The organism is Serratia sarumanii, from assembly GCF_029962605.1.
Taxonomy (GTDB): domain Bacteria; phylum Pseudomonadota; class Gammaproteobacteria; order Enterobacterales; family Enterobacteriaceae; genus Serratia; species Serratia sarumanii.
In genome coordinates, this window is sequence record NZ_CP124750.1 from 2,357,821 (window position 1) to 2,381,950 (window position 24,130).

Below are 24,130 nucleotides of genomic sequence, written 5' to 3' on the forward strand. Positions count from 1 at the left end.
CGACAATACGCCTATTTACGACGCGAGAAAATCATGGTCATCGAATTATCCACGCTGGGTTTATTTGCCCTTTCGGCCGCCGTCTTAACGCTTATTCCCGGCGCCGATATGCTTTGCGCACTGTCCAACGCCGTCAGCCAGGGAACGAAAGCGGGGCTGATTACCGTATTGGGGGCGGTGACCGGGGTGATATGCCATATCTGTTTTGCGATTGTCGGCGTCACGGCGCTGATCGCCTCTTCGCCGCTGCTGTATCAGCTTTTCGTTATCGGCGGCGCGCTGTACATCATGTGGGTCGGGTTGGGCATTTTTACCCAGGCAAATGCGATTGGCCTGGAAAGCCACGGCGAGCGCAAAAGCCGCAAAAGGCTCTATTCGCAAGGATTCCTGACCAATCTGCTTAACCCCAAGGCCATTATTTTCATGCTGGCGTTTATTCCGCAGTTTATTCGGGTGGAGGCGGGCAGGCCGGGAATGCAGATGCTGATATTAGGCATTGAACTCATCGTCATCATGTTTCTGATTGAAATTCCCCTGGTATTTCTGGCGGGAAAGATCGCGCTGAGGATAAAACGGCGTCCGGTCATCGGGATTTATATCAATAAATGCTTCGGTAGCGTCATTCTGTTATTAGCCTGCGCCATTTTGGCCGCGCGGTTATGCTAAAAAATTAAATTCGCTTTTGGGCAAGGTTGTTCGATCGATAAGGTTTTATGTTCGCCCCGCTATGCTGCACGGCGAGCATTTACCGTAATCTTCTCTCGAGTTTCACAAACACTGAGGAGAATGACTAATGAAACGCTTTGAAAATAAAGTTGCCCTGGTGACGGGCAGTTCAAAGGGAATTGGCGCAGCCATTGCTAAACGCCTGGCGGCGGAAGGCGCCGTGGTTTTCATTAACTATTCCCGCGGGCGTGAAGATGCCAACCGGTTGGTTAAAGAGATCAATGAGCAGGGCGGCGTCGCTTTTCCGCTGCAGGCCAATGTCGGCATTGAGGCCGAAGTCAACGGCCTGATGCAAAACATTGTCGAGCAGTATGGTCGCCTGGACGTGCTGGTCAATAACGCCGGGGTTTATGCCACCAATAGCCTGGAAGCCTTCAGCGACGCGGAATATGAAAGGCACTTCAATTTAAATGTCAAAGGGCTGATTTATTGCTGCAAGGCGGCGGTCGCCGCTATGCCTGAATCGGGCGGCAGCATTGTCAATATCAGCTCCAGCGTGACCTCGTTTACGCCGGCCAATTCGCTGGTTTATACCGCTTCCAAAGCCGCGGTGGACTCGATCACCAAGACGCTGGCCAACGAGCTTGGCGGGCGCAAGATCCGGGTCAATGCGGTCAATCCTGGCTTGGTCATCACGGAAGGCGTACATGACAGCGGCTTTTTCGATACCGATTTCAAAACGCACATTGAATCCATCACCCCGCTGGGGCGCATCGGCACACCGGAGGATATCGCCCCGGCCGTGGCCTATCTCGCCTCTGACGAGGCGGGTTGGGTGACCGGTGAGAGCCTGATCGTCGGCGGCGGTTTGCATTAATTTAGCGAAGAATGGAACAGAAATGACATTAGACAAAGCCTACGGGCCACTGATTAACGGCGTATTCGAACTGGATGGCACGGACATTCATCCCGTTATTTCCCCCTCGAGCGGGGAGCGCCTGGCGGATTTGCACTACTGCAACGAACGGGACGTCGAGCGCGCCGTGTTGGCGGCGGAAGCGGCTTTCCCCGCCTGGAAGGCATTAGGGCAGCAGGCCCGCGCTCGCCTGGTGGCGCAGCTGGCGGATGTGCTGGAAAGCGATCTGGAAAGAATGGCGCAAATCGACGCGCGGGATGTGGGCCGCTGTATCAGCGAAGTGCGCCGCGATTATCAAACGGCGGTCAGACACTATCGCTATTTCGCCGCGGTTGTCATGGGGCACGAAGACAGCGGCAGAAGCATCGCGGACGGCTACAGCCTGGCGAAACGCGAGCCGCTCGGCGTCTGCGGGCAAATTATTCCCTGGAATGCGCCGGCGATCATGGCGGCGTTCAAGCTGGCACCGGCGCTGGTGACCGGCAACACTGTGGTGCTGAAGGCCGATGAAAACGCCTCGCTCTCCACGCTGGAGCTGGGCAAGATGATCGCCAATATTTTCCCTGCCGGCGTCGTCAACATCATTACCGGGCTCGGGAGCGTGGCGGGGGCGGCACTGACCGGCAACCGCAAGGTGCGCAAGCTTTCGTTCACCGGCAGCACGGAGGTGGGCAAGCGGGTGGCCAAGGCCGCCGCGGAGCGGCTGGTGCCCGTCACGCTGGAGCTGGGCGGGAAGAGCCCCAATATTGTGTTCCCGGACATCGAAGACCTGGACGCGGTGGTGGACAACGTGACCTTTGCCGCCATCCACAATAACGGTCAGTCCTGCCTGGCGGGCACCCGGCTGTTCGTTCACGCGGACATTTACGACCGTTTCAGCGCCAAACTGGTGACGGCTTTCGAACGGGTGCGCGTCGGTTCACCGCTGGCCGAGCAATCCCGGGTCAGCTGCCTGGTTTCTGAGAAGCAGGGCGAGCGGGTGCTGGCTTATATTCGGACCGGCCTCGAGGAGGGCGCTACCCTGCTGACCGGCGGCAAACGCCGCGCCGTTGCCGGCTGCGAGCACGGCTACTTCATTGAGCCGACGATTTTTGCTGCGGAAAATGGCATGCGCATTTGTCAGGAAGAAATTTTCGGGCCGGTGCTGACGCTGATCAAATGGTCAGACTACGACGAGATGATCGCCCAGGCTAACGACAGCGAATATGGGCTGGCGTCGGGGATTTACACCCGCAGCCTGAAAAACGCCCTGGCGACCGCAGACCGGCTGGAGGCCGGGTCCGTGTGGATCAACCGCTATTCAAACATTACCGATGGCACCGCGTTTGGCGGTTACAAGAACAGCGGGATCGGCCGCGAGTTCTGCAAAGAAACGCTCAATGCCTACACGCAAATAAAAACCATCACGCTGCAGACGGATCTGCCCGCGGCCTGGTTTGCAGAATAAGGACAAGACCGGCACAGGGATGAGCCGCCGTCGGCCGCTTCAGGAAATATGGCTGCCGATATAACTCCTTGGCGACGCGCCCATGCTTTTTTTGAACGCGGTGCTGAAGGCGCTTTCCGATTCATATCCCAGGTCAAAGGCGATCTGGGATATTTTTTCTTTATTGGCGACCATTCGCTCAATGGCCAGGCTAAAACGCCAGATGCGAATGTATTCGTTGACGCTGTAGCCGGCCAGCTTTCTGAAGCGGGTGGTGAAGGCGGTGCGCGACATGCCGGCCACGCCGGCGAGCTCGTCCAGGCGCCATTTCCTGCCCGGCTGGTCGTGTATGCGGGTCAGCGCCAGGCCGATATGTTTGTCCGCCATCGCGTAAAACCAGCCCTCGCCGCGGACGAGCGCGCCGGAAGAGAGCAGCATGCGCAGCGCCTGCGTCAAAATGATCTGCAGCAGATGCTCGGTGATGAGCTCACTGCCCGGGCCGGGATTTTCTATCTCCGACGAGAGACGGCTCAGGAAATCCTTGATGCCGGCGTTCTCCTCCCGCTGCGTTTTGATCACGATGGGTTCGGGCAGGCTGGTGATAAAGCGGAAGGTATCGTTGATCTGAAAGACGAAGCGGCAACCCACAAAGGAGAAATCGCACCCGCCGTTGCTGAAGCAGGAAGAGCGGTCTTTCATCACGTGAATTTTTGTTATATCGATGGCCGGCGCATTAGGGTTATCAAAAATGCTGAATTCGCGCCCGCTGGATAAGATCAGCACATCGCCTTGTTCAATCGGGTAACTATTGGCGTCGCCCGCCAATTTAATGAAAAAAGATCCGCGCTTGGCGATATAAATTTTCATCCCGGAATAGTCGGGAAACAGCGCTTTGGTATTGGCGCTCATGTCAAACGTCACAATTTTCTGGCTGCTGATTTTTAGCCTGGAAACAATATCGGATAACGGATCCATTATTACCTGCTTGTTTGATGCGTTTACTGTTGAGCATAGTCGCTATTGCGCCAGCGTTATGCACGATCCCGACAGTGCGGCGAGATGAACGCATTATGGGTGAGGCGCCAGCCGGTGTACAGGCTAACCCGCCGTCCTGTCCGAATGATAAGAAAAAAAGTGCGAACGCGAAAGTTCGCGATCCGGCCGGGTGCTACGATCGGTATTTTCCATGATGGTGGCATAATGACTTCTGACCAGACAAACCGCAGCCAGGTGAGCCTATTGGCGGCGTTGACGATCGCTTTATTTTTTATCTTGTTGAACAGCGGCTCCCCCACGCCGTTATATCCCCTCTATCAAGAAACCCTTGATCTGAGCAATATTGACCTGACCTTCATTTTCTCTTCCTACGGGTTTGGCGTATTGCTGGCCTTGTTTTTATCACGCAGGCTCACCATCACCGATAAAAATGCCCGGTTGCTGGTGGTGGTGTCGCTGATGGTGGTGGTGGTGCCAACGCTGTGTTTTTCCTTTGCTCGTTCTTTGCAGGCGCTGTGCCTGTTCAGGTTTATTTCCGGGTTAGGGGCCGGTACGGCCACGGCCATCATCAACATCCTGTTGATTAACGTCAGCCGCGGCGACAGCGCCAAACGCGCCGCGCTGTTGGGCAGCTTGGCTTTGGTGACCGGCCTGGCGCTGGGCCCGGTGATCAGCAGCGTTTACGCCCAGTTGGCGTTTTACCCGCTCACTTCGCCGGCGGTGACCATCGCCGCGTTGGTTTTCCTCTCCGCGATCGCCATCGTCCTGCTTTGGCCGAAGAAGGGATTGCCTACCCTCGGCGTTGCGGACACGAAAACGGCAGAAAAGGGCGCCGGTTTTAGCCAACCGCTGTTCTATCTGCTTGCGCTGTGCGTGTTTATCTCCTGGTCATACGCCGCGCTGATCCTGTCGTTGGGGCCGACGGCCGCGATCCAGGTCTTCGGGCTTCAGTCACCCGCGGGCTTTGGCTATATCGCCACCGGTTATTTACTGGTGGCCGGCGTGGTGCAGTTCACGATCCCGCGTTTTCTGAAGCCTGAGTTTTCTTTGGTGTTAGGGCTGATTGCGCAGGTTTTCTCCATGGTGATGATGACCATGGCGCTCGAAAGCAGTTCTGTGGCCAGCGCGGCGGTGAGTCTGGTGCTGTCCGGCTTCTCGTACGGCGCGGTTTTTGTGGGCGGTGCCATCCTGGTCAATAAGCTCTCTCTTGCGGCGCCAGGGTGGAACGCGGTGTCGAAGTTTTACTTTATCGTCTATTTGTTCAATATCATGCCGCCGGCCGCAGGTTGGCTGGCGGATAAAATAGGGGTAGTGAGCGCCTTGTTCGCCGCCATTGTCCTTTTTATGGCGATATACATCGCCTTTGCCGTGCTGGCGCTGTGGGTGCTGTTGCTGAGAAAGGCCTGACGTTCCCAGCGTTGGGGAAGGGCTTTACAAGCCCCCCTGGCTTCCATAAGCTTGGCGGCGTGTTTTGGCGCTGATTGCTGGCGATTACCGCGCATAACAGCGGCTGCCCGGCGACTCTGCTTTAACACGCCATGTTTTACATAGGTTCAGGTAAGAGAACGGCCCCATCGATGATTGCCGGCGCCCACGGAAATCGGGCGTTGCAGTGAGGATGGGGTGATGCCGTGTCGGCTTCGGTGATGAGAGGTGTGTCCGCCTTCACCGGTTGCCGCATGCATAGGTTACTGACCTGTTGATGAATTTTTGGATGGCCTGCCGTCTGACTCATTACAGGATTAACATATTGTGATGCTTACCCTAGATCATTCCTCGTCTCACCGCGTTTTTTACCGCATTCACTCCTCCTTCAACGAGGCCTTCGCACCCATGCCGTCACTCACGGTGCGCGAAAACGTGCTCGTTGGCCTGCATAAATAACCCTTGGGAGCCATTTTATGGAATGGAATGTAAACCAAACCACGCTCTCTCGAGCGCAGATGGTTTCCCTGCCGAAGGCGGAAGTGCATGTGCATCTGGAGGGCTGCTTTGAGCCGGAACAGCTCTCGGCCTGGGCGTTATCCTCGGGGATACCGATGCCCAGAAAGCAGGACGAGCTGCTGAATTTTAACGGGCTTGCCGACTTTCTCGATTTCCTCGATTGGTCCTGCAGCCTGGTGAGCAGCCGTGAACGCCTGGCGCAGTTAAGCTACTCCTATGCACAACGGCTGTCGCGGGATGGTGGGCTGTACGCCGATCTGATTTTCAACCCGACCCATTGGAAAGCGTGGCGCGGCAGGCTCGGTGACATGATCGACGCGATTGACGCCGGTTTGCGCGCGGCCGAAGAAGATGGATTGGCGTCCGTTGGGCTGTGCGTCAGTTTGCTCTGCCGGCAAACCGCCGCCGAGGCGAGTGAGCTGGTGGATTTTTTAACCGCGCTGCGGCACCCCAGAGTGGTCGCGCTGTCCGTCGATGGCAATGAGGCCGTCACCAAAGGCAGCGGTGCGCGTTTCGCGCAGGCTTTCGCCCAGGCGGGCAGGGCCGGGTTGAAGCGAACCGTGCATGCCGGGGAGTCGAGCGGCGCAGAGGGCGTGCGCGACGCCATCTTGCTGCTGGGGGCCGACCGCATCGATCACGGCGTTCGGGCGATAGACGACCCGGCCGTCGTGGAACTGTTGGCTGAACGGCGTATCCCCATCGGCGTATGCCTGACCTCGAACATCAAACTGGGCGTCTATCCCGGCTACGCGGAGCATCCGCTGCGCCGGCTGCGGGATGCCGGGGTCATCGCGACCATCAATACCGACGACCCGGTCTTATTGCACACCACGTTGGTGGATGAATATCTGATCTGTCAGAGCGAATTTGCATTTTCCACCCAGGATATCGTCGATGTGGCCCTGAATGCTTTTGCCGCCAGTTTCGCCGGCGACGAGGCAAAAAAGGAGTATCGAAAGAAAATGGCCCCTTGGGTTGCTTCTCTTAATACAGAAAATGGAGACAAGCGGTGAGCGAGAAGAAAATAAAATTATATTTTGATTGCGATACCGGCATCGATGATGCGATGGCGCTGGGCTATTTGCTCGCAGAAAGCGACAAGGTGGATATTCTGGCGATCGGCACGGTTTGCGGCAACGTCGCCGCCGATGCCGGGGCCAGAAATACGCTGGAGCTTGCCCGCCTGGCCGGTTTTCCCGCGATCCCCGTCGCCGTGGGGGAACGGGATTACCTGCGCCAGGCGTATCTTTGCGATGTGCAGCATATACACGGTGACAACGGCATCGGCGACATCGCGCTGGAAGCCTCACACGCCAAGCTGGCGCCGCTGTCGGCCCCCGACCTGTTGGTTGAGCTGGCCAGAGCGCACCCGGGGGAGCTGGACATCTTGGCGACCGGCCCGCTGACCAACATCGCCAAAGCCTTGCAGCTTGAGCCCGCGTTAGGGGAGCTTATCGGCACGCTGACGATCATGGGCGGTGCGGCACTGGCGCCCGGCAACCGAACGCCCGTTGCGGAGGCGAATATTGCCTGCGATCCGGAGGCGGCGGCCATGGTGTTTAAGGCGATGAAGAATATCGTGATGGTGCCGCTTGATGTCACCATGTCGCATACTTTTGAAGAGGCGGATCGGCTCAAACTGCTGTCGGCCGAGAGCCGGTTTGCGCAGGCGATAGGGCAAATGCTGGAGCGGTATATCCAGTTTTATATCAATACCTACGGCCGCAAAGCCTGCGCGCTGCACGATCCGGTGGCTGCGGTGTTGGCGGTGCAGGGCATCGGCGCCTGCCTTGCGCCTAACGTGAAGGTGACGATCGATGATTCTGACGGGCCAGGCCGCGGGCAAACTCTGTGCGATATGCGGGGACGATATATGAACTATCCGCCGCAGCGCGATGCCAACTGCCATGTGGTATTAAGCACCGAGCTTAATATGTCGGAGTTGCTGCTCGCGAAGCTGCTGTCGTTGGCGTAATTCGTCTCTATCGACAACGTCTGAGTGTATAAGAGGCCTTTCCGGAGGCCTCTGAATGAGCACTGAAGAAGGGGGAAAGAGATCTGGCTGGATTTATCGATCCGCAGGCGTGCGAATCCAAATCGATAGATGTGTTTGCTGTTTGTTTAGCGAATATTGAGTACAGTGTTTCCCCTGTGCAGCCTGATTATTGATGCGTTTTGCCGAATTCAGCCGGGCCATAAAGTATTAACCAATCCTCCTTTTTTATTTTATATATGCGGAACACGTTGTGGAAAATGAAAATTTAACGTTGCATTATGACAATGATGCACGCTCCTTTCTGGAGGGCCAGCTCGATAGATTTAATTCAAAGTTCATGGGGTTAAATGCTCACGAGTATGGTGTTTATTATAAAGACGGCGATGAGAAAATAATCGCGGGACTTTATGCAGAGTCTTACGGGGCCGTTTTTTACATCCATTATCTTTGGATTGATGAAGCGCAGCGCGGCCGTCGTTTAGGCCACCGTCTGCTGGAAGCTGCAGAGGCTCATGCCAGACAGTTGGGATTCGCCAGCGTCTCCGTGGACACGTTTAGCTTTCAGGCGCCCAATTTCTACCTGAAACAGGGTTTTCAAATGATTGGCGAGTTGGATTGCGGCAATGAAATAACACGCTCCTATCTGAACAAACAACTGTAATATCTGTTTTTTATAAAAGGAATTCGGTTAACTCACTGAGATCAATGTATTGTTCTTAATATGAAATATGACGCTTTGGCCGATGTGACGGAGGCGAGGGAGTCTCTCCCTCGCCGTGGCGTCAGCGGCTGCGGCGCGACATCACCCGTTTGTCTTTCGGTCTATCCTGCCAGTCCTCAATCTGATTATTGAAGTTGTCCGCCAGCAGGTAGGCCGGGGTTTTCGCCAGCCAGTCGGATAGCGAAATGTCCTGATAAATGCCGTTGTCCATCACGATCAATACCTTCAAATCCTCATCGCCGATGTTCTCGATGTAATGGCCGAAGCCCTGCGGCACGTAACCGACGTCCGAAGGGGCGTACTCTTCCGTCTGCGCGTGGCCGTGTGAGCTGAACACCGTCATCCGGCCTTTGCCGGCAATATAGTATTGCCATTCGTTGGCATTGGGGTGCCAGTGCAATTCCCGGATCGCGCCGGGTTTCACGATCTCGATGATGCCGGTCATGGTGGTGGAAATGGGAAATTCTTTCGATGACACCAAATGGACGCTGCCGGCGTCATTTTCAAAGAACGGTTTTTGCTTCATTAATTCATAGCGGTGGGTCAGCGGGGTGTTATTTAATCCGCCGTCGTTTTTCGGCAATGGCAAGGTGGGCGGAACGGCGCCGTCGACAATATAAGCCTCGCCCTGTTTGGCCTTGGAAAATACCGCCGCCGGCATGTTGACGCTTTTTTCCAATACCTCTTTCGGCATATGCGCCACCCAATCGGTAATGCTGAAGGTGCCGAACTCGGAGAAATGGCCGTTATCGAACGCCAGAATAAAATGCGCGCCATCTGCCAGCGCCTGAATGGAATGGCCATAGCCTTTCGGGAAATACCACACGTCACCGGGGCCGAAATCCGCCACTTCGCATTTGCCCTCGGGATCGAGGATGGTGATGCGCGCATGGCCTTCCAGCATAAACGCCCATTCGGCGGCGATGGCGTGCCAGTGCAGCTCGCGCACGCCGCCCGGCTCCAGCGTCATGTCCACGCCCGCCACGCCTTCGGAGATCGGGAATTGCTCGACGGTGGCTTCGCGCGCCCAGCCGCTGGGCAGGCTGCGTTTCTTGCTGTCGGTGAATTTGTATTTATAGAGATGCTGCGCATCGGCAGGCGGCTGATAGCTGCTGGGGGGGACGATATTGCGATGATCGTCGGCAGCGGCATTTTTTACGATGCCGCCGATCATGCCGGCGGCGGCCGCGCTGACGGCGGAGACTTTCAATATATCACGACGCGATAGCATAGCATTTTCTCCAATATAAAACCGCGCGTCTGAATAGGCAGGCGCAGGGAAGGCATAATTGCTCTTGAAAGGTGTTTTGTCATCGGCGAAATAGGCGGCGACCCTTAAATCCTAGCGGCTGGAATGTATTGGGTAGGCGTTTATTTGTTTGCGTTTGTTACTAAGTGAGTGCAGGTTTAATTAATTTATCTGAAGTTGAATAGTCATTAAGTGGAATTAAATTTAGTCGCCGAATAGTTTAAATAAATAATAAACGAACTTCATTTATTATTGGCCGTTCGGGCTTTTTATGACTGCGCCACGGTCTCCAGCACCAGCTGACGAAAGCGTTCGACGAGGCTGAACGGTGACAACAGCCTGAAAACCCGTTTCAAGTCATTACGTAATGCATTAATTTGTGTAAAATCAGAGTTAACCCAATACCGTTGAGAACTTTGCTATGGCTGGCGTAAACAAAACACATCTGACCGAAACGGACATCATCACCAAATTTATTCTGCCTGCGGTCAAGGAAGCCGGTTGGGATGTGATGTCACAGATTCGGCAGGAAGTGAAACTCCGGGATGGTAAGATCGTGGTGCGCGGAAAACTAGCTTCCCGTATCAAAGTCAAATCCGCCGATATCGTTCTCTACCACAAGCCAAACTTGCCATTGGCGGTGATCGAGGCAAAAGCCAATCAGCACGCCATCGGCAAAGGGATGCAACAGGGGCTAGATTACGCCGGTCTGCTTGACGTTCCCTTCGTGTTTACTTCCAACGGCGACGGTTTTATCTTCCATGACAAAACCAATCCGCAGCAGTTGGAGTCCGAAATTGCACTTAGCGATTTTCCGACGCCTGAACAGCTATGGCAGAAGTACTGTGTCTGGAAAGGGTTCACGCAGGAGCAATTGCCGGTCATCAGCCAGGATTATTACGATGACGGCAGCGGCAAGTCCCCCCGTTACTATCAGATGCAGGCGGTGAACCGGACGGTCGATGCTGTATCTGCGGGGAAAAATCGCGTTTTGTTGGTGATGGCGACCGGTACGGGCAAAACCTATACCGCGTTTCAGATCATCTGGCGGCTGTGGAAAGCGAAAAACAAAAAACGCATTCTGTTCCTGGCGGATCGCAACATTCTGGTCGATCAGACCAAAAATAACGATTTCCAGCCGTTTGGCAACGCCATGACCAAAATCACCGGGCGCACCATCGATCCGGCCTATGAGGTTCATCTGGCATTGTACCAAGCGATAACCGGCCCCGACGAGTATCAAAAAGCCTACAAACAGGTGGCACCCGACTTCTTCGACCTGATCGTGATCGACGAATGCCACCGTGGCAGCGCCTCCGAAGACTCCGCGTGGCGTGAAATTCTGGAGTATTTCGGCAGCGCCACCCAGATTGGCCTGACGGCGACGCCGAAAGAAACCGAAGACGTCTCCAACATCGACTACTTCGGTGATCCGGTGTACACCTACTCGCTGAAAGAGGGCATTGAAGACGGCTTCCTCGCCCCGTACAAAGTGGTGCGTGTGGATATCGACGTTGACGTACAGGGATGGCGACCGCTTAAAGGACAGTTGGATAAATACGGCGCAGAAATTGAAGATCGTATTTATAACCTGAAAGATTTTGACCGCACGCTGGTAATTGATGAGCGTACCATGCTGGTGGCGCAGACCATCACAGATTACCTTAAACGCACCAACCCGATGGATAAAACCATCGTCTTCTGCAACGACATCGATCATGCCGATCGCATGCGCCACGCGTTGGTGGTGCTGAATCCGGAACAGGTCCTGAAGAACGAAAAGTATGTGATGAAAATCACCGGCGATGATGACGCAGGCAAGGCGCAGCTGGATAACTTTATCAATCCTAAGAAAGCCTACCCGGTTATCGCGACGACCTCCGAGTTGATGACTACCGGCGTGGATGCCCAAACCTGTAAATTGGTCGTGCTGGATCAGAACATCCAGTCGATGACCAAGTTCAAACAGATTATCGGGCGCGGCACGCGCATTAACGAAAAGTACGGCAAACTGTGGTTCACCATTCTCGATTTCAAAAAAGCGACCGAGCTGTTTGCGGATGAGCGCTTTGACGGCGTGCCGGAAAAAGTGCTGGTTGTGAAGCCTGACGATATTTCAGACGCGGAGTCTGATTTTAATGAACGGTTGGATGCCGAAGAGAACACAGAAGAGACCTACGGCGCTGCGCATGAAGAACCGGCGGAATACCAGGCCAACCCGGATAAACCTGCGGGGAACGGTGAATTCCATCAGGATGACGACGGCAAAACCCGTAAATTTTATGTCAATGGCGTGACCGTCAGCGTGCTGGCCAAACGCGTTCAGTATTACGATGCCGATGGCAAGCTGGTCACTGAGTCCTTCCAGGATTACACCCGTAAAACCTTGCTCAAAGACGGTGAGTTCGCCTCGCTTGATGGCTTTGTGCGTAAATGGCAGGCGGCACCGCGCAAACAGGTCATTATCGAAGAGCTGGAACAATTGGGTATCCTGTGGGATGTGCTGGCCGAAGAGGTGGGGAAAGATCTCGACCCGTTTGATTTGCTTTGCCATGTGGTGTACGGTCAGCCGCCGTTGACGCGCCAGGAGCGCGCCGCCAACGTGCGTAAGCGTGACTATTTCACCAAATACGCCGAACCGGCGCAGCAGGTGCTCAGCACGCTGCTGGATAAATATGCCGATGAAGGGGTACGGGAAATCGAGGACGTTCAGGTCTTGAAACTGAAGCCGTTCGATACGCTGGGGCGCCCGCTGGAAATCATCAAAACCCGCTTCGGTGACAAGCAGGCTTACGAACAGGCGGTTAACGAACTGGAAAACGAAATCTATCGGTTACCGCCGCGTTTCGCCTGATAGCGCATAAACATTTTGCCACGGGTTGCTCCCGCAGCCGGTGGCATCCTTTTTTTAGTATGGAAAGAAAACATGTCGATTAGCTCAGTGATTAAATCCCTTCAGGACATTATGCGTAAAGACGCCGGCGTAGACGGCGACGCGCAGCGCCTTGGCCAGCTTTCGTGGCTGCTGTTTCTGAAAATTTTCGATACCCAGGAAGAAGAGCTGGAACTGGAGCAGGATGATTACCAGTTCCCGATCCCGCAGCGCTATTTATGGCGCAGCTGGGCGGCGAAAAGCGAAGGGATCACTGGGGATGCGCTGCTCGAGTTCGTCAACGACGATCTGTTCCCGACGCTGAAGAACCTCACCGCGCCGATCGACAAAAATCCGCGCGGTTTTGTGGTCAAACAGGCGTTCAGCGATGCCTATAACTACATGAAAAACGGCACGTTACTGCGCCAGGTGATCAATAAGCTCAACGAAATCGATTTCAGCAGCAGCCAGGAACGGCATCTGTTCGGCGATATCTACGAACAGATCCTGCGTGACTTGCAAAGTGCCGGCAATGCGGGCGAGTTCTACACCCCGCGCGCCGTGACGCGTTTTATGGTCAACCGAATTGACCCGAAACTGGGCGAGTCGATCATGGATCCGGCCTGCGGCACCGGTGGTTTTCTCGCCTGCGCGTTTGACCATGTGAAAGAGCATTACGTCAAAACGACCGAAGACCACAAAACGCTGCAAACGCAGATTCACGGCGTAGAGAAGAAACAGCTGCCGCACCTGCTGTGCACCACCAATATGTTGTTGCACGGCATTGAGGTTCCGGTACAAATTCGCCACGACAATACGCTCAATAAACCGCTTTCCTCCTGGGATGAGCAGATTGACGTGATCGTCACCAACCCGCCGTTTGGCGGTACCGAAGAAGACGGCATCGAGAAAAACTTCCCGGCCGAGATGCAAACCCGTGAAACCGCAGATCTGTTCCTGCAGTTGATTATCGAAGTGCTGGCCGATAAAGGTCGTGCGGCGGTGGTGTTGCCGGACGGCACGCTGTTTGGCGAAGGCGTAAAAACCAAAATCAAAAAGCTGCTCACCGAAGAGTGTAACCTGCACACCATCGTGCGTTTGCCGAACGGCGTGTTTAACCCGTACACCGGTATTAAAACCAATATTCTGTTCTTCACCAAAGGTCAGCCGACTAAACAGGTGTGGTTCTACGAGCATCCGTACCCGGACGGCGTGAAGAACTACAGCAAAACCAAACCGATGAAGTTCGAAGAGTTCCAGGCCGAAATCGACTGGTGGGGCAACGAAGCAGATGGTTTTGCCGGCCGCGAAGAAAACAACCAGGCGTGGCAAGTCAGCATCGACGACATCATCGCCCGCAACTTCAACCTCGATATCAAAAACCCGTATCAGGGTGAAGCCGTTAGCCACGATCCGGATGAACTGCTGGCGCAGTACCAGGCGCAGCAGGCGGAAATCAGCGATCTGCGTAATCAGCTTCGCGACATCCTCGGCGCTGCGCTGGCCAGCAACAAGGGGGCTAACTGATGAGCGTTGAGAAACTGATTACCGATCATATCGATATCTGGTCCTCGGCCCTGCAAACCCGCTCCACCGCCGGGCGTGGTAGCAATGGCAAAATCGACCTGTATGGCATTAAGAAACTGCGCGAGCTGATTCTGGAACTGGCGGTGCGCGGCAAACTGGTAGCTCAGGATCCGAATGATGAACCGGCGTCTGAGCTGCTAAAACGTATTGCTGCTGAAAAAGCGGAGCTGGTAAAGCAGGGGAAGATGAAAAAGCAGAAGCCGCTGCCGGAAATTAACGAGGATGAAAAGCCGTTTGAGTTGCCGGAGGGTTGGGAGTGGTGTCGATTCGGTTCGCTATCGACTATGTATTCCACGGGACTTGACAGAGGAAAGAGTCAGCAATCATCAGAGAACCAGTTTAAATACTTCAAAATGAATAATATTTTAAATAATGGTGGTTTTGATTTAACTGATGTGACTCGAGTTAATGCAACTCAACATGAAGTTGTGCAATATTCTCTTCGAGAAAATGATTTTCTATTTAATACTAGAAATAGCAAAGAGCTTGTTGGGAAAACATGTGTTTTCAATTCAACTAGCAAAGAGACCGTTCTTTATAATAATAATATGTTAAGGGCTGTGTTTTTAGAAGGGGTTTTATCTTACCAAATTGACATTTGGATGAGGAGCTCTAGTGGGAAAACCGAGCTTGAAAAAATAAAATCAGGGACAACTAATGTTTGGGCTATATATCAAGGGAAATTAGAGTTGTTGTGTTGTTTGGTTCCACCTCTTGCAGAACAATATCGGATCGTTGCCAAAGTTGATGAGTTGATGCATCTCTGCGACCAACTGGAACAGCAATCTCTGTCCAGTCTGGATGCGCATCAGCAACTGATTGAAACCCTGCTGGCAACGCTGACAGACAGTCAAAATGCCGAAGAATTCGCCGAAAGCTGGGCGCGAATCAGCCAACATTTCGACACGCTGTTTATCACCGAAGCGAGTATCGACGCACTTAAGCAAACCATTCTGCAACTGGCGGTGATGGGCAAGCTGGTGCCGCAGGATCCTAACGACGAACCGGCTTCTGAACTGCTTAAACGTATTGAGCAGGAAAAAGCGCAACTGGTGAAAGAAGGCAAAATTAAAAAGCAAAAACCGTTGCCGCCAGTGAGTGATGAAGAAAAACCGTTTGAGTTGCCGAAGGGATGGGCGTGGTGTCGTTTGGGGCATTGTATCCATTTAATATCTGGACAACATCTAAAACCAAATGAGTACTCAGAAAGTATAGTGGAAGGAGCAATCCCCTACATAACTGGGCCGGCTGAGTTCGGTGATTCAAATCCGACGTATTCAAAATTTACACTCGAAAAAAGAGCTGTAGCAAAGCCTAAAGACATTCTCATTACCTGTAAAGGTGCAGGTTTAGGGAAATTAAACGTTGCCAATGTTGAGATAGCAATTAGTCGACAGCTTATGTCTATTAGAGCGATTAGCACCAGCTTTGACTATTTTAAATTGTTGCTATCAAGCATGTATAACTATTTTCAAGGGAAAGGCATTGGGATAGCTATACCGGGAATATCAAGGGAAGATGTCACCGAACCTGTTATATTACTACCGCCTTTGAATGAGCAAGAGAGGATAGTGCTAAATGTTAATAGCTTATTTGGTCTTTGCGATACTCTCAAATCGCGCCTGCAATCCGCCCAGCAAACCCAGCTGCACCTGGCGGATGCGCTTACCGACGCCGCGTTAAACTAAGGAACGGACGATGCCGCTTCATCATGCAATCTGGCGAGTGGGGGATGCCCCCCAGCCGCTGGCCATCAGCAAGCTCCCGAGCGAACAACTGCTGGAGAAAATGATCTTAAGCGATCCGACCATCCTCTCCGACCAGTGGATGCTGATCGGCCATCAGGAAAATACCCTCGATAAGGGACGTATCGATCTGCTGGCTATCGCGCCGGATGCCTCGTTGATTCTGATTGAATTGAAGCGCGATCGCACGCCGCGCGAGGTGGTGGCACAGGCTTTGGACTATGCCTCCTGGGTGGATGATCTCACCGCCGATCGCCTGTCGCAGATTTACGAAAAATTCTCCGGCGGCGGCAATCTGGGGGAGGCGTTTAAGCAACGCTTCAACACCGAGCTGGAAGAGGACTCCCTGAATCAGTCACACCAAATTATCATCGTGGCGGCAGAGCTGGATCCCTCGACCGAGCGCATCGTGGACTATCTCAGCAAGAATGGCATCTCGATTAACGTGCTGTTCTTTAAAGTGTTCCAGCACGGTGACGATCAGTTCTTAAGCCGCGCCTGGCTTATCGATCCGAGCGAGACGCAAACCAATGCCGCGCAGGCCACCGCGGGAACCAGCGCCAAAACCAAAGATCCCTGGAACGGGGAGTTCTATGTTTCATTTGGCGATCCGTTAAGCCGGAGCTGGGAAGAGGCGCGTCGCTACGGGTTTATCAGCGCCGGTGGTGGTAGCTGGTATAGCCAGACTCTAAAACAACTTCAGCCCGGCGACCGCGTGTGGGTAAAGATCCCGGCAACGGGCTATGTGGGCGTCGGTTTGGTCCAGAGCGCTGTGGAGCCTGTCAGCAGTTTTACGGTTAACACCGAAGACGGTGAAAAATCGGCGATGGAAGTGCTTAAGTATCGCGATCTGTATCGCCGCAATGCCGATGATCCGGACAAGTCAGAGTATTTTGTCCCGGTGAAATGGCTGGAAACCCGCAGTGAAGAAGATGCGGTCAATGAAGTGGGCTTCTTCGGCAATCAGAATACGGTATGTAAACCGACGGCGCCGAAGTGGCGGCATACCATTGAGAAGTTGAAACGCTATTTCCGCCACTGGGATGCGGACGCGTAATGGGGCTGGGCGATGGGAGCGTCATCATCAACTCTCCCCCACGGTCTCCAGCACCAGCTGACGGAACCGCTCGACGATCGGCGAAGCCGGGCTGCGGCGCAGCGCCAGGTAAAGCGGGGCGCTGAGCTGCGCCTCTTCAGCGAGGGTGCGGTAGACGATGCCGTCGCCGCCCAGCCGCCGCATCGAGCCGGGCACCACTGACAACCCCAGGCCTGCGCCCACCAGGCTGAGGGTGGCCGGCAGGCGCGGCGCTTCCTGCACGATGCGCGGGCTGAAGCCGGCGCGGTGGCAGGCGGCCAGGATGGCGTCGTACAGCCCCTGGCCGGCCGGGCGGCGATAGAGAATAAACGCCTCGTGGGCCAGTTCGGCCAACGGCAGCGGTTGCTGCGTCTCATGCGCCAGCCGGTGGCCCAGCGGCAGGGCGACGATCATCGGCTCGCTGAGCACCGGCTCCACGCTCAGGCCGGGAATGCCGCTGGCCGGCGAGCGCACGAAGGCGGCGTCGAGGCGCTGTTCCAGCAACGCCTCCATCAGTTCGCCGCTGCCGGCCTCTTCCAACTGAGTGGTGATGCCCGGCAGGATGTCGCGGTAGCGGCGCAGCAGGTTGGGCACGAACGGGTGCAGCGCGGCGGAACTGGTGAAGCCGATGGCGATGTGGCCCTGCTCGCCGCGGGCGGCGCGCTGCACCGCTTCGCGCAGGCGTTCGGCGCGCGCCAGCAGGGCGCGGGCCTCTTCGAACAGCACGCCGCCCGCCTCGGTGACGCGCACGCCGCGCGGCAGACGCTGCAGCAAGGTTACGCCCAGCTCATCTTCCAGCCCCTGCAGCAGGCGGGTCAGCGGTGGCTGTTGGATAAACAGCCGCTCGGCGGCGCGGGTGATGTTGCCTTCTTCCACCACGGTGACGAACGCCCGCAGGCGACGCAGTTCGATCATTGCCATACCTCAAAGGTATCTTTAGTTGTTTAGGAATGCATTAGACATCATGGCACGGCGGCGCGCATGATACCAGACATCAAAACAAGCGATGTGGAATGGCAATGTCATGTCAGATATCAATACGTTAAAACCGCACCCGGCGGCAGCGCCGGGCAACGCGGAGCTGTTTGTGGGCTTTCTGTGGCTGGGGCTGATCGGCTTCGGCGGCGTGCTGCCGCTGGCGCGCAGCATGTTGGTAGAGCGCCGGCGCTGGTTGAGCGGCGAACAGTTCACCGAGCTGCTCGGGCTGTGCCAGTTCCTGCCCGGCGGCAACGTCATCAACCTGTCGGTGGCGGTGGGCATGGAATTTCGCGGGTTGCGCGGCGCGCTGTGCGCCTTGCTGGGCCTCATCAGCGCGCCGACGGCGATCGTGGTGGGGTTGGGCGTGGTCTACGCCCGCTTCCAAAACGATCCGCATGTGCAGCATGTATTCGCCGGGCTGGCCGCCGCTGCCGCCGGGCTGCTGCTGTCGACCGGGATCAAGATGCTGCTGCCGCTGCGCGGTAAATGGCCGGCGCTGGCGATCGTCGCGCTGGCATTGATCGCCATCGCCTGGCTGCGCCTGCCGCTGTTGCCGACCATGCTGGTGCTGGCGCCGCTGAGCATTCTGCTGATGTGGCGGTGGCCGTCATGAGCGGGGTTTTAATTGCGCTGGCGGTGATCTTTACCGAGCTTTCTCTGCTGGCGTTTGGCGGCGGCATGACCATTCTGCCGGAGATGCAGCGGCAGGTGGTGGAGGTGCATCGGTGGATGAGCGCCCAGGAGTTCAGCGCGCTGTTCGCCATGGCGCAGGCCGCGCCGGGGCCGAACATGATGATCGTGCCGCTGGTCGGCTGGCACGTGGCCGGTTGGGCGGGGCTGCTGGTTTCTTCGGTCGCCAAGTTCGGGCCGTCTTCCATCGTTACGTTGCTGGTGATGGGCGCCTGGCGGCGCTTTAAGGATCGCCCGTGGCGCCGCATCGTGCAGGCCGGTCTGGTGCCGCTGACTGTGGGGCTGGTGGCGGCCAGCGGCATCTTGATCGCCGAGGCTTCTGCGCCCAGCTGGCGGTTGGCGGCGATCGTGGCGCTGGCGACGGGATTGAGCATGAGCAAGCGCCTCCATCCGCTGTGGGTGCTGGCGGGCGGCGCGCTGCTCGGGTTGCTGTTCGCCTGAGGGATTAGCGCGGGATCAGCATAAAGCGTGAAGGGCCGTTGCGATCGATCAGCTCATAGCGCTTCGGCGCGGTCAGGGCCAGAAACGCCACCATGCCGCCTTCGGCGTCGGTCAGCGTCATGCCGTCCGGCGTCGGCCGCCAGGCGACCGGCAACGTTTGCAGCGCCAGCGGCTGCAGGCACTGGGCGGAGGCGCTGAAGCGGAAGGCGTTGGTGTTGGCCACCGCTTCGTCGCTCAGCTGCACCTCGCAGACGGCTTTACCGTCGCCGATGGCGGCGAGCTGCCAGTCGCCCTTCAGCGCGGCGGGTTCCAGCAACGGCAGTGAACTGCCCAGGGCACTGCTGCACAATACGCTCATAACGACTCCCGTCAGGCTGGCGCGGCGCAAGGCGCGCATAAGAAAAAAGGTTGGCATCGGGTCACTCCTTTCGGCTGTCCGTTCACACTTTAGCACGTATCCCCGTGATGATGAGGGAAGGATTAGGTTTTTTAATCCTCGATTATTCTGATCTAACCGGCGATAAAATGCGCAAAAAGACGAATGATTAACCCGTTAATGCACTTATTTTTCTCATTAATATAGTGAGAATACAAATTGTTACGAGTATCTCCATCTCAATGCCCGGCACGGTGAAGCCAGGCGGGGCGGGCTCGCGCCGCCGGGGTGAGTCACTATACTGGTCATTCCTAAGTCTTGGCTTAGATTAGAACGACTGATGAATAGTCTTACAAAGCGAGTGGATTCCTACTGTGTAAAAGGAGAATGCAATGAGCAGTCGCCACAACGATATTTTGCAAGATGACGATGAGTTCACCAGCCTGTCCGCCACATCCCCCAACGATCATAACTATCAGTTTTACTATCACCAGCCCGGCAGCCTCTATGACGGATTGGGCTACGGCGCGCTGTTTACGCTGGACAACACCAACCTGTACAGCAACCAGCGCGGCGGAGCAGCCATTAACAACCTGGGTAAAATCCGCGATAACTTCAGCTTCGATCGCGCCGCCGATCAGCTGACGCGGCCGGGCCTGACGCACAACGGCGATCAGGTCTATCACCAGCCGGTGGCGCTGACCTATTCCTTCCTGACGCAGAGCGCGCTGAACCGCATCGGCCAGACCGGTGACGGTGACAAGGGGCTGCAACCGTTGACTCAGGCGGCGCAGGCACAGGCACTGAAATCGATGCAGGCGTGGGCCGACGTGGCGAACGTGACCTTTACCGAGGCGGCGTCCACCGATATCAACCACCGCGCGGACATCACCTTCGCATACTTCACCCAGCGCGCCGACGGCAGCGCCGCTGAGGGCAGCGGCCCGAATGCCATTAACGCGTACGCCTATTACCCGCCGAGCTCCAAACCGGACAGCGATAACGCCTTTGCCGGCACGGTGTGGTTCAACAAAAACTTCGCCACCCATCAGGCGCCGGTTAGCGGTGACTTCAGCAGCCAGACCTTCACCCACGAGCTGGGGCATGCCCTGGGGCTGGCGCACCCGGGATCTTATGACGCGTCGTTGGGCAACCCGAGCTACCAGAACGATGCCGCTTACTATCAGGATTCGTTGCAATACTCGATCATGAGCTATTTCAACGCTGGTTACACCGGCGCCGACACCAAAGGGGTGTATGGCTATGGCCCGATGGTGGATGACATCGCCGCGATCCAAAAATTGTACGGCGCCAATATGAGCACCCGCACCGGCGATACGGTGTACGGCTTCAACTCCAACACCGGGCGCGATTTCCTGACCGCCACGGCGGACAACGGCAAACCGGTCAACTTCGCGGTGTGGGACGCCGGCGGCAACGACACGCTGGACTTCTCCGGCTACAGCCAGCAGCAGATGATCAACCTGAACGACGGCGCGTTCTCCAGCGTCGGCGGCGGCACGCAGAACGTCGCCATCGCGCGCGGGGCGATCATCGAGAACGCCATCGGCGGCAGCGGGCGCGATGTGATCATCGGCAACGATCAGGACAACCTGCTGGCGGGCAACGCCGGTTCGGACATCCTGTACGGCGGCCTGGGGGCGGATCATCTGTGGGGCGGCAAAGATGCCAACAACTTCACCGACTATTTCGTCTATCTCAATGCCAAAGAGTCCACGGTGGCGGCGTTCGACGTGATTGAAGACTTCGAGCACGGCATCGACAAGATCGATCTCTCCGGCCTGCGCTTCAACAACAGCCTGAGCGAGCTGCGATTTATCGACAGCGGCAGCGCCTTCAGCGGCCAGAAAGGCGAGATCCAGCTCAACTTCGACGCCTTCAACGGCACCACAGATCTGCTGATGAACACCCAGAGCAACAGCTACGCCGCCGACTTCAAGATCCATGTGATCGGGCAGGTGGAGCAGAGCGATATTCTGTTTGCCTGAGGGCGATGAAGGGGAAAGAGAAAAGGGCCGAACGGCCCTTTTTTTACGGCTGGGCCGCCGCCGCGCTTTCCACCACGAAGGAGCCGGTCGTCACCGCGCCGGCGCGGCGGTAGTGGGCCACGATCACGCCGCCGGGCGAGACCATCGATTGGGCCAGCGTGAAGGCCGCCGGCGCCGCGTTATCATCAAACAGCCGCTTGCCGCCGCCAAGCAGCACCGGGTAGGTGAGCAGGCGCAGTTCGTCCACCAGGTCGTTGGCCAGCAGCTGTTGCATCAGCGTGCTGCTGCCCTGCACCAGCAGCACCGGCCCCTGGGTGCGCTTCAGCTCGCGCAGCCGGGCGATGATGTCCCGCCCCAGCCACTGGCTGTTCTGCCACGCCAGCGTCTCGCCGTGGTGGGTGGCGACGTATTTGGTGGCCTGATTGAATACGCGGGCGATATCGGCGGAAAACGGATCGGCCTCGTCGGTGATCTGCGGCCAGTAGCCGGCGAAAATGTCGTAGGTGCGCCGCCCCAGCAGCAGATCGAACGGCGCGGAGAAAAGATCGCCCATCGTTTCCGCAATGGCTTCATCCCAGTAGGGGGCTGTCCAGCCGCCGAAGCGAAAGCCGCCGCTGCGGTCTTCGTCCTGCCCGCCGGGCGCCTGCATCACGCCGTCGAGGCTGACGAAGGCGCTGGCAATAATCTGTCGCATGGCTGTCTCCTGCCGTTGAGTGCCAGCTGAAAGTTTAGCCGCCGCGCGGCGGCTGCGCCAACCGGCCGCTCAGGGCTGCAGCGCCTTGAGCAACGCCTGATGGAAACGCTCTGGTTCCTCCATTTGCGGCGCATGGCCCAGCCCGGCGAACTCGATCAGCGTGGCGTGCGGGATCAGCTTCGCCGCCTGTTTGCCCAGCTCCGCATAGTGGCCGATCCTGGCCTTGACCGCCGGCGGGGCGATATCGCTGCCGATGGCGGTGGTGTCGGCGGTGCCGATCATCAGCGTAGTGGGGGTTTGCAGATCCTTGAACTCGTAGTACACCGGCTGGGTGAAGATCATGTCGTAGATCAACGCCGAGTTCCACGCCACCAGGCGATGGCCCGGCCCGTTGTTCAGCCCGGCCAGCATATCCACCCAACGATCGTACTCCGGCTTCCAGCGGCCGCCGTAGTAGGTGCGCTGCTCATAGTTGCGGATACCCTCGGCGGTGGTGTTCAGCTCGCGCGCGAACCATTGATCGACGCTGCGCCACGGCACGCCTTTGGCCTTCCAGTCCTCGAGGCCGATCGGGTTGACCATGACCAATTGCTCCACTGCCTGCGGATACATCAGGCTGTAGCGCGTGGCCAGCATGCCGCCGGTGGAGTGGCCGATGACGATGGCCTTACTGATTTTCAGGTTCTGCAGCAGGCCGTGGGTGTTTTGCGCCAGCTGCTGGAAGCTGTACTGGTAATGCGCCGGCTTGGTGGAGGAGCAAAAGCCGATTTGATCCGGCGCGATGACGCGGTAACCGGCCTTGCTCAGCGCCTTGATGGTGTCCTGCCAGGTGGCGGCGCAGAAGTTTTTACCGTGCAGCAACAGCGCGGTGCGGCCGTTGGCGGCACCTTCCGGCGGCACGTCCATATAGCCCATTTTTAACGGCTGGCCCTGCGAGGTGAAGCTGAACTGCTGCAACGGGTAAGGGTAGTGAAAGCCCTGCAGCTCCGGGCCGAACTTAGGCGTTTCGGCGGCGGCGGGGAACGCGGCCAGCGTGGCGCACAGCAGCGCGCGACGGGTGAATCTCAGCATCCTGATCTCCTGAAAAACGGACGATAGCCGAGTATAGCCACAATCAGGGCGTCGGCGCGCCAGCAGTTTCAGATAATTCTGTAATGTTACGGCCCGATCCCAGGCAAGGTTCCGGCCACGGCCTTGTACACAGTGAACGCGGTCACGCCGCGCAATATTGGCGGAGCCTGAAGGTTTTATTTCAAGGCTAAGTTATGCGATGCTTAAGCATTATTTATGCAAAAGGATCCTCGCATGTCCGCTTTATCCCGCTGCGCTTTCAGCGAAGGCAGCGTCGCTTTGCCGGAAGGCTATGCCGATCGCACCGTCAACGTGCTGTTGGCCGGCGATGATGTTTCCCCCTCAATCAATATTTCTCGCGATGGGCTGCAGCCGGCGGAGAACCTGGAAGGCTACGTCACCCGCCAGCTCGATGCGCTGGCGCAGGGGCTGAAAGGCTGGGCGTTCAAAAGCCGCGAGCCGGCGACGCTGGGCGATGGATTAACCGCCGGTGAATGGGTGCGCGCCAGCTACCTGCGCGACGGCAAGCGCATCTGGCAAAACCAGGCGGTGTTCGCGCTGGCGGAGGGCCGGGTGCTGGTGTTCACCCTGGCGATGGCGCGCAAGCTGACGCCGCAAGACGACGCGCTGCTGCAGCAGGTGCTGAGCAGCTACCGGGCGGCCTAACGATGAACTCTT

21 protein-coding genes are annotated in these 24,130 nt (G+C 56.7%); 15 read left to right on the forward strand and 6 right to left on the reverse strand.

What is annotated here, in order from left to right:
- Nucleotides 1–33: 33 nt before the first annotated feature.
- The 3 genes from SSARUM_RS11285 (at nucleotide 34) to SSARUM_RS11295 (ending at nucleotide 3,029) form a co-directional block, all read left to right on the forward strand.
- Nucleotides 34–666: a LysE family translocator gene (locus tag SSARUM_RS11285; RefSeq protein WP_060430018.1), complete on the forward strand. Its 633-nt coding sequence runs from the start codon at nucleotides 34–36 to the stop codon at nucleotides 664–666.
- 127 nt (nucleotides 667–793) lie between these two features.
- Nucleotides 794–1,543 (forward strand): SDR family NAD(P)-dependent oxidoreductase, encoded by a 750-nt coding sequence (locus SSARUM_RS11290; RefSeq protein ID WP_033634470.1) that lies wholly within the window; start codon nucleotides 794–796, stop codon nucleotides 1,541–1,543.
- Between the two features lie 22 nt (nucleotides 1,544–1,565).
- On the forward strand, nucleotides 1,566–3,029 hold the full coding sequence (locus SSARUM_RS11295) for an aldehyde dehydrogenase family protein (protein ID WP_039566246.1): 1,464 nt from the start codon (nucleotides 1,566–1,568) through the stop codon (nucleotides 3,027–3,029).
- 39 nt (nucleotides 3,030–3,068) lie between these two features.
- Here the strand turns inward: SSARUM_RS11295 and SSARUM_RS11300 are convergent, their stop codons facing one another.
- Nucleotides 3,069–3,983, reverse strand: coding sequence for an AraC family transcriptional regulator (locus SSARUM_RS11300; RefSeq protein WP_060430020.1), 915 nt, complete (start codon nucleotides 3,981–3,983; stop codon nucleotides 3,069–3,071).
- 84 nt (nucleotides 3,984–4,067) lie between these two features.
- On the opposite strand from SSARUM_RS11300, the gene SSARUM_RS11305 reads away from it, so the two are divergent.
- From SSARUM_RS11305 to SSARUM_RS11320, 4 genes are all read left to right on the forward strand, one after another.
- Nucleotides 4,068–5,411, forward strand: coding sequence for an MFS transporter (locus SSARUM_RS11305; RefSeq protein ID WP_080430336.1), 1,344 nt, complete (start codon nucleotides 4,068–4,070; stop codon nucleotides 5,409–5,411).
- A 494-nt stretch (nucleotides 5,412–5,905) separates the two neighbouring features.
- Entirely contained in the window at nucleotides 5,906–6,961 is a 1,056-nt protein-coding gene (gene add, locus SSARUM_RS11310; RefSeq protein WP_039566242.1) for an adenosine deaminase, read from the forward strand.
- Nucleotides 6,958–7,923, forward strand: a complete 966-nt coding sequence (locus tag SSARUM_RS11315) for a nucleoside hydrolase (RefSeq protein WP_072264903.1) — start codon at nucleotides 6,958–6,960, stop codon at nucleotides 7,921–7,923. Before add ends, SSARUM_RS11315 begins: the two co-directional genes overlap by 4 nt.
- Before the next feature lie 271 nt (nucleotides 7,924–8,194).
- The gene (locus SSARUM_RS11320; RefSeq protein WP_060430026.1) at nucleotides 8,195–8,605 is read left to right on the forward strand and encodes a GNAT family N-acetyltransferase; all 411 of its coding nucleotides are present in this window, start codon (nucleotides 8,195–8,197) and stop codon (nucleotides 8,603–8,605) included.
- A 121-nt stretch (nucleotides 8,606–8,726) separates the two neighbouring features.
- Here the strand turns inward: SSARUM_RS11320 and SSARUM_RS11325 are convergent, their stop codons facing one another.
- Nucleotides 8,727–9,896, reverse strand: a complete 1,170-nt coding sequence (locus SSARUM_RS11325; RefSeq protein ID WP_039566237.1) for a cupin domain-containing protein — start codon at nucleotides 9,894–9,896, stop codon at nucleotides 8,727–8,729.
- A gap of 439 nt (nucleotides 9,897–10,335) precedes the next feature.
- Between SSARUM_RS11325 and hsdR the strand changes: the two genes are divergently transcribed.
- The 4 genes from hsdR to SSARUM_RS11345 all read left to right on the forward strand — a co-directional run bounded on the left by hsdR (nucleotide 10,336) and on the right by SSARUM_RS11345 (nucleotide 17,175).
- The gene (gene hsdR, locus SSARUM_RS11330) at nucleotides 10,336–12,768 is read left to right on the forward strand and encodes an EcoAI/FtnUII family type I restriction enzme subunit R (protein ID WP_060430028.1); all 2,433 of its coding nucleotides are present in this window, start codon (nucleotides 10,336–10,338) and stop codon (nucleotides 12,766–12,768) included.
- Nucleotides 12,769–12,840: 72 nt separating this feature from the next.
- Nucleotides 12,841–14,313 (forward strand): N-6 DNA methylase, encoded by a 1,473-nt coding sequence (locus SSARUM_RS11335; RefSeq protein ID WP_060430030.1) that lies wholly within the window; start codon nucleotides 12,841–12,843, stop codon nucleotides 14,311–14,313.
- Complete coding sequence (locus tag SSARUM_RS11340; protein ID WP_060430032.1) at nucleotides 14,313–16,061, forward strand: restriction endonuclease subunit S; 1,749 nt, start codon at nucleotides 14,313–14,315, stop codon at nucleotides 16,059–16,061. Before SSARUM_RS11335 ends, SSARUM_RS11340 begins: the two co-directional genes overlap by 1 nt.
- Nucleotides 16,062–16,071: 10 nt before the next feature.
- The gene (locus SSARUM_RS11345; protein WP_060430034.1) at nucleotides 16,072–17,175 is read left to right on the forward strand and encodes a PDDEXK family nuclease; all 1,104 of its coding nucleotides are present in this window, start codon (nucleotides 16,072–16,074) and stop codon (nucleotides 17,173–17,175) included.
- 27 nt (nucleotides 17,176–17,202) lie between these two features.
- On the opposite strand, the gene SSARUM_RS11350 is transcribed toward SSARUM_RS11345, so the two are convergent.
- The gene (locus SSARUM_RS11350; protein ID WP_049196763.1) at nucleotides 17,203–18,114 is read right to left on the reverse strand and encodes a LysR family transcriptional regulator; all 912 of its coding nucleotides are present in this window, start codon (nucleotides 18,112–18,114) and stop codon (nucleotides 17,203–17,205) included.
- A 103-nt stretch (nucleotides 18,115–18,217) separates the two neighbouring features.
- On the opposite strand from SSARUM_RS11350, the gene SSARUM_RS11355 reads away from it, so the two are divergent.
- A complete protein-coding gene (locus tag SSARUM_RS11355) occupies nucleotides 18,218–18,784 on the forward strand; it encodes a chromate transporter (RefSeq protein ID WP_033634481.1) in 567 nt (188 codons plus the stop codon).
- On the forward strand, nucleotides 18,781–19,302 hold the full coding sequence (locus SSARUM_RS11360) for a chromate transporter (RefSeq protein ID WP_039567100.1): 522 nt from the start codon (nucleotides 18,781–18,783) through the stop codon (nucleotides 19,300–19,302). The genes SSARUM_RS11355 and SSARUM_RS11360 overlap by 4 nt, the downstream gene beginning before the upstream one ends.
- A 4-nt stretch (nucleotides 19,303–19,306) precedes the next feature.
- On the opposite strand, the gene SSARUM_RS11365 is transcribed toward SSARUM_RS11360, so the two are convergent.
- The gene (locus tag SSARUM_RS11365; protein WP_033648487.1) at nucleotides 19,307–19,660 is read right to left on the reverse strand and encodes an AprI/Inh family metalloprotease inhibitor; all 354 of its coding nucleotides are present in this window, start codon (nucleotides 19,658–19,660) and stop codon (nucleotides 19,307–19,309) included.
- 410 nt (nucleotides 19,661–20,070) lie between these two features.
- On the opposite strand from SSARUM_RS11365, the gene SSARUM_RS11370 reads away from it, so the two are divergent.
- A complete protein-coding gene (locus SSARUM_RS11370; protein WP_060430036.1) occupies nucleotides 20,071–21,687 on the forward strand; it encodes a serralysin family metalloprotease in 1,617 nt (538 codons plus the stop codon).
- A gap of 43 nt (nucleotides 21,688–21,730) precedes the next feature.
- Here the strand turns inward: SSARUM_RS11370 and SSARUM_RS11375 are convergent, their stop codons facing one another.
- Nucleotides 21,731–22,381 (reverse strand): dihydrofolate reductase family protein, encoded by a 651-nt coding sequence (locus tag SSARUM_RS11375; RefSeq protein ID WP_060430038.1) that lies wholly within the window; start codon nucleotides 22,379–22,381, stop codon nucleotides 21,731–21,733.
- 69 nt (nucleotides 22,382–22,450) lie between these two features.
- Nucleotides 22,451–23,452: an alpha/beta fold hydrolase gene (locus SSARUM_RS11380; protein ID WP_060430040.1), complete on the reverse strand. Its 1,002-nt coding sequence runs from the start codon at nucleotides 23,450–23,452 to the stop codon at nucleotides 22,451–22,453.
- Between the two features lie 234 nt (nucleotides 23,453–23,686).
- Here SSARUM_RS11380 and SSARUM_RS11385 point away from each other — a divergent pair, with 234 nt between their 5' ends.
- Entirely contained in the window at nucleotides 23,687–24,118 is a 432-nt protein-coding gene (locus SSARUM_RS11385) for a DcrB-related protein (RefSeq protein ID WP_060430042.1), read from the forward strand.
- The last annotated feature ends 12 nt before the right edge of the window (nucleotides 24,119–24,130 follow it).

Bases quoted from the DNA above. Each gene is read 5' to 3' on its own strand.
- SSARUM_RS11285 (WP_060430018.1), top strand. From the start codon at position 34: ATGGTCATCGAATTATCCACGCTGGGTTTATTTGCCCTTTCGGCCGCC.
- SSARUM_RS11375 (WP_060430038.1), bottom strand. From the start codon at position 22,381: ATGCGACAGATTATTGCCAGCGCCTTCGTCAGCCTCGACGGCGTGATG.
- SSARUM_RS11325 (WP_039566237.1), bottom strand. From the start codon at position 9,896: ATGCTATCGCGTCGTGATATATTGAAAGTCTCCGCCGTCAGCGCGGCC.
- SSARUM_RS11370 (WP_060430036.1), top strand. From the start codon at position 20,071: ATGAGCAGTCGCCACAACGATATTTTGCAAGATGACGATGAGTTCACC.
- SSARUM_RS11300 (WP_060430020.1), bottom strand. From the start codon at position 3,983: ATGGATCCGTTATCCGATATTGTTTCCAGGCTAAAAATCAGCAGCCAG.
- SSARUM_RS11305 (WP_080430336.1), top strand. From the start codon at position 4,068: ATGAACGCATTATGGGTGAGGCGCCAGCCGGTGTACAGGCTAACCCGC.
- SSARUM_RS11365 (WP_033648487.1), bottom strand. From the start codon at position 19,660: ATGAGCGTATTGTGCAGCAGTGCCCTGGGCAGTTCACTGCCGTTGCTG.
- SSARUM_RS11350 (WP_049196763.1), bottom strand. From the start codon at position 18,114: ATGGCAATGATCGAACTGCGTCGCCTGCGGGCGTTCGTCACCGTGGTG.
- SSARUM_RS11345 (WP_060430034.1), top strand. From the start codon at position 16,072: ATGCCGCTTCATCATGCAATCTGGCGAGTGGGGGATGCCCCCCAGCCG.
- SSARUM_RS11335 (WP_060430030.1), top strand. From the start codon at position 12,841: ATGTCGATTAGCTCAGTGATTAAATCCCTTCAGGACATTATGCGTAAA.
- SSARUM_RS11355 (WP_033634481.1), top strand. From the start codon at position 18,218: ATGTCAGATATCAATACGTTAAAACCGCACCCGGCGGCAGCGCCGGGC.
- SSARUM_RS11385 (WP_060430042.1), top strand. From the start codon at position 23,687: ATGTCCGCTTTATCCCGCTGCGCTTTCAGCGAAGGCAGCGTCGCTTTG.
- SSARUM_RS11340 (WP_060430032.1), top strand. From the start codon at position 14,313: ATGAGCGTTGAGAAACTGATTACCGATCATATCGATATCTGGTCCTCG.
- SSARUM_RS11360 (WP_039567100.1), top strand. From the start codon at position 18,781: ATGAGCGGGGTTTTAATTGCGCTGGCGGTGATCTTTACCGAGCTTTCT.
- SSARUM_RS11295 (WP_039566246.1), top strand. From the start codon at position 1,566: ATGACATTAGACAAAGCCTACGGGCCACTGATTAACGGCGTATTCGAA.
- SSARUM_RS11380 (WP_060430040.1), bottom strand. From the start codon at position 23,452: ATGCTGAGATTCACCCGTCGCGCGCTGCTGTGCGCCACGCTGGCCGCG.
- add (WP_039566242.1), top strand. From the start codon at position 5,906: ATGGAATGGAATGTAAACCAAACCACGCTCTCTCGAGCGCAGATGGTT.
- hsdR (WP_060430028.1), top strand. From the start codon at position 10,336: ATGGCTGGCGTAAACAAAACACATCTGACCGAAACGGACATCATCACC.
- SSARUM_RS11290 (WP_033634470.1), top strand. From the start codon at position 794: ATGAAACGCTTTGAAAATAAAGTTGCCCTGGTGACGGGCAGTTCAAAG.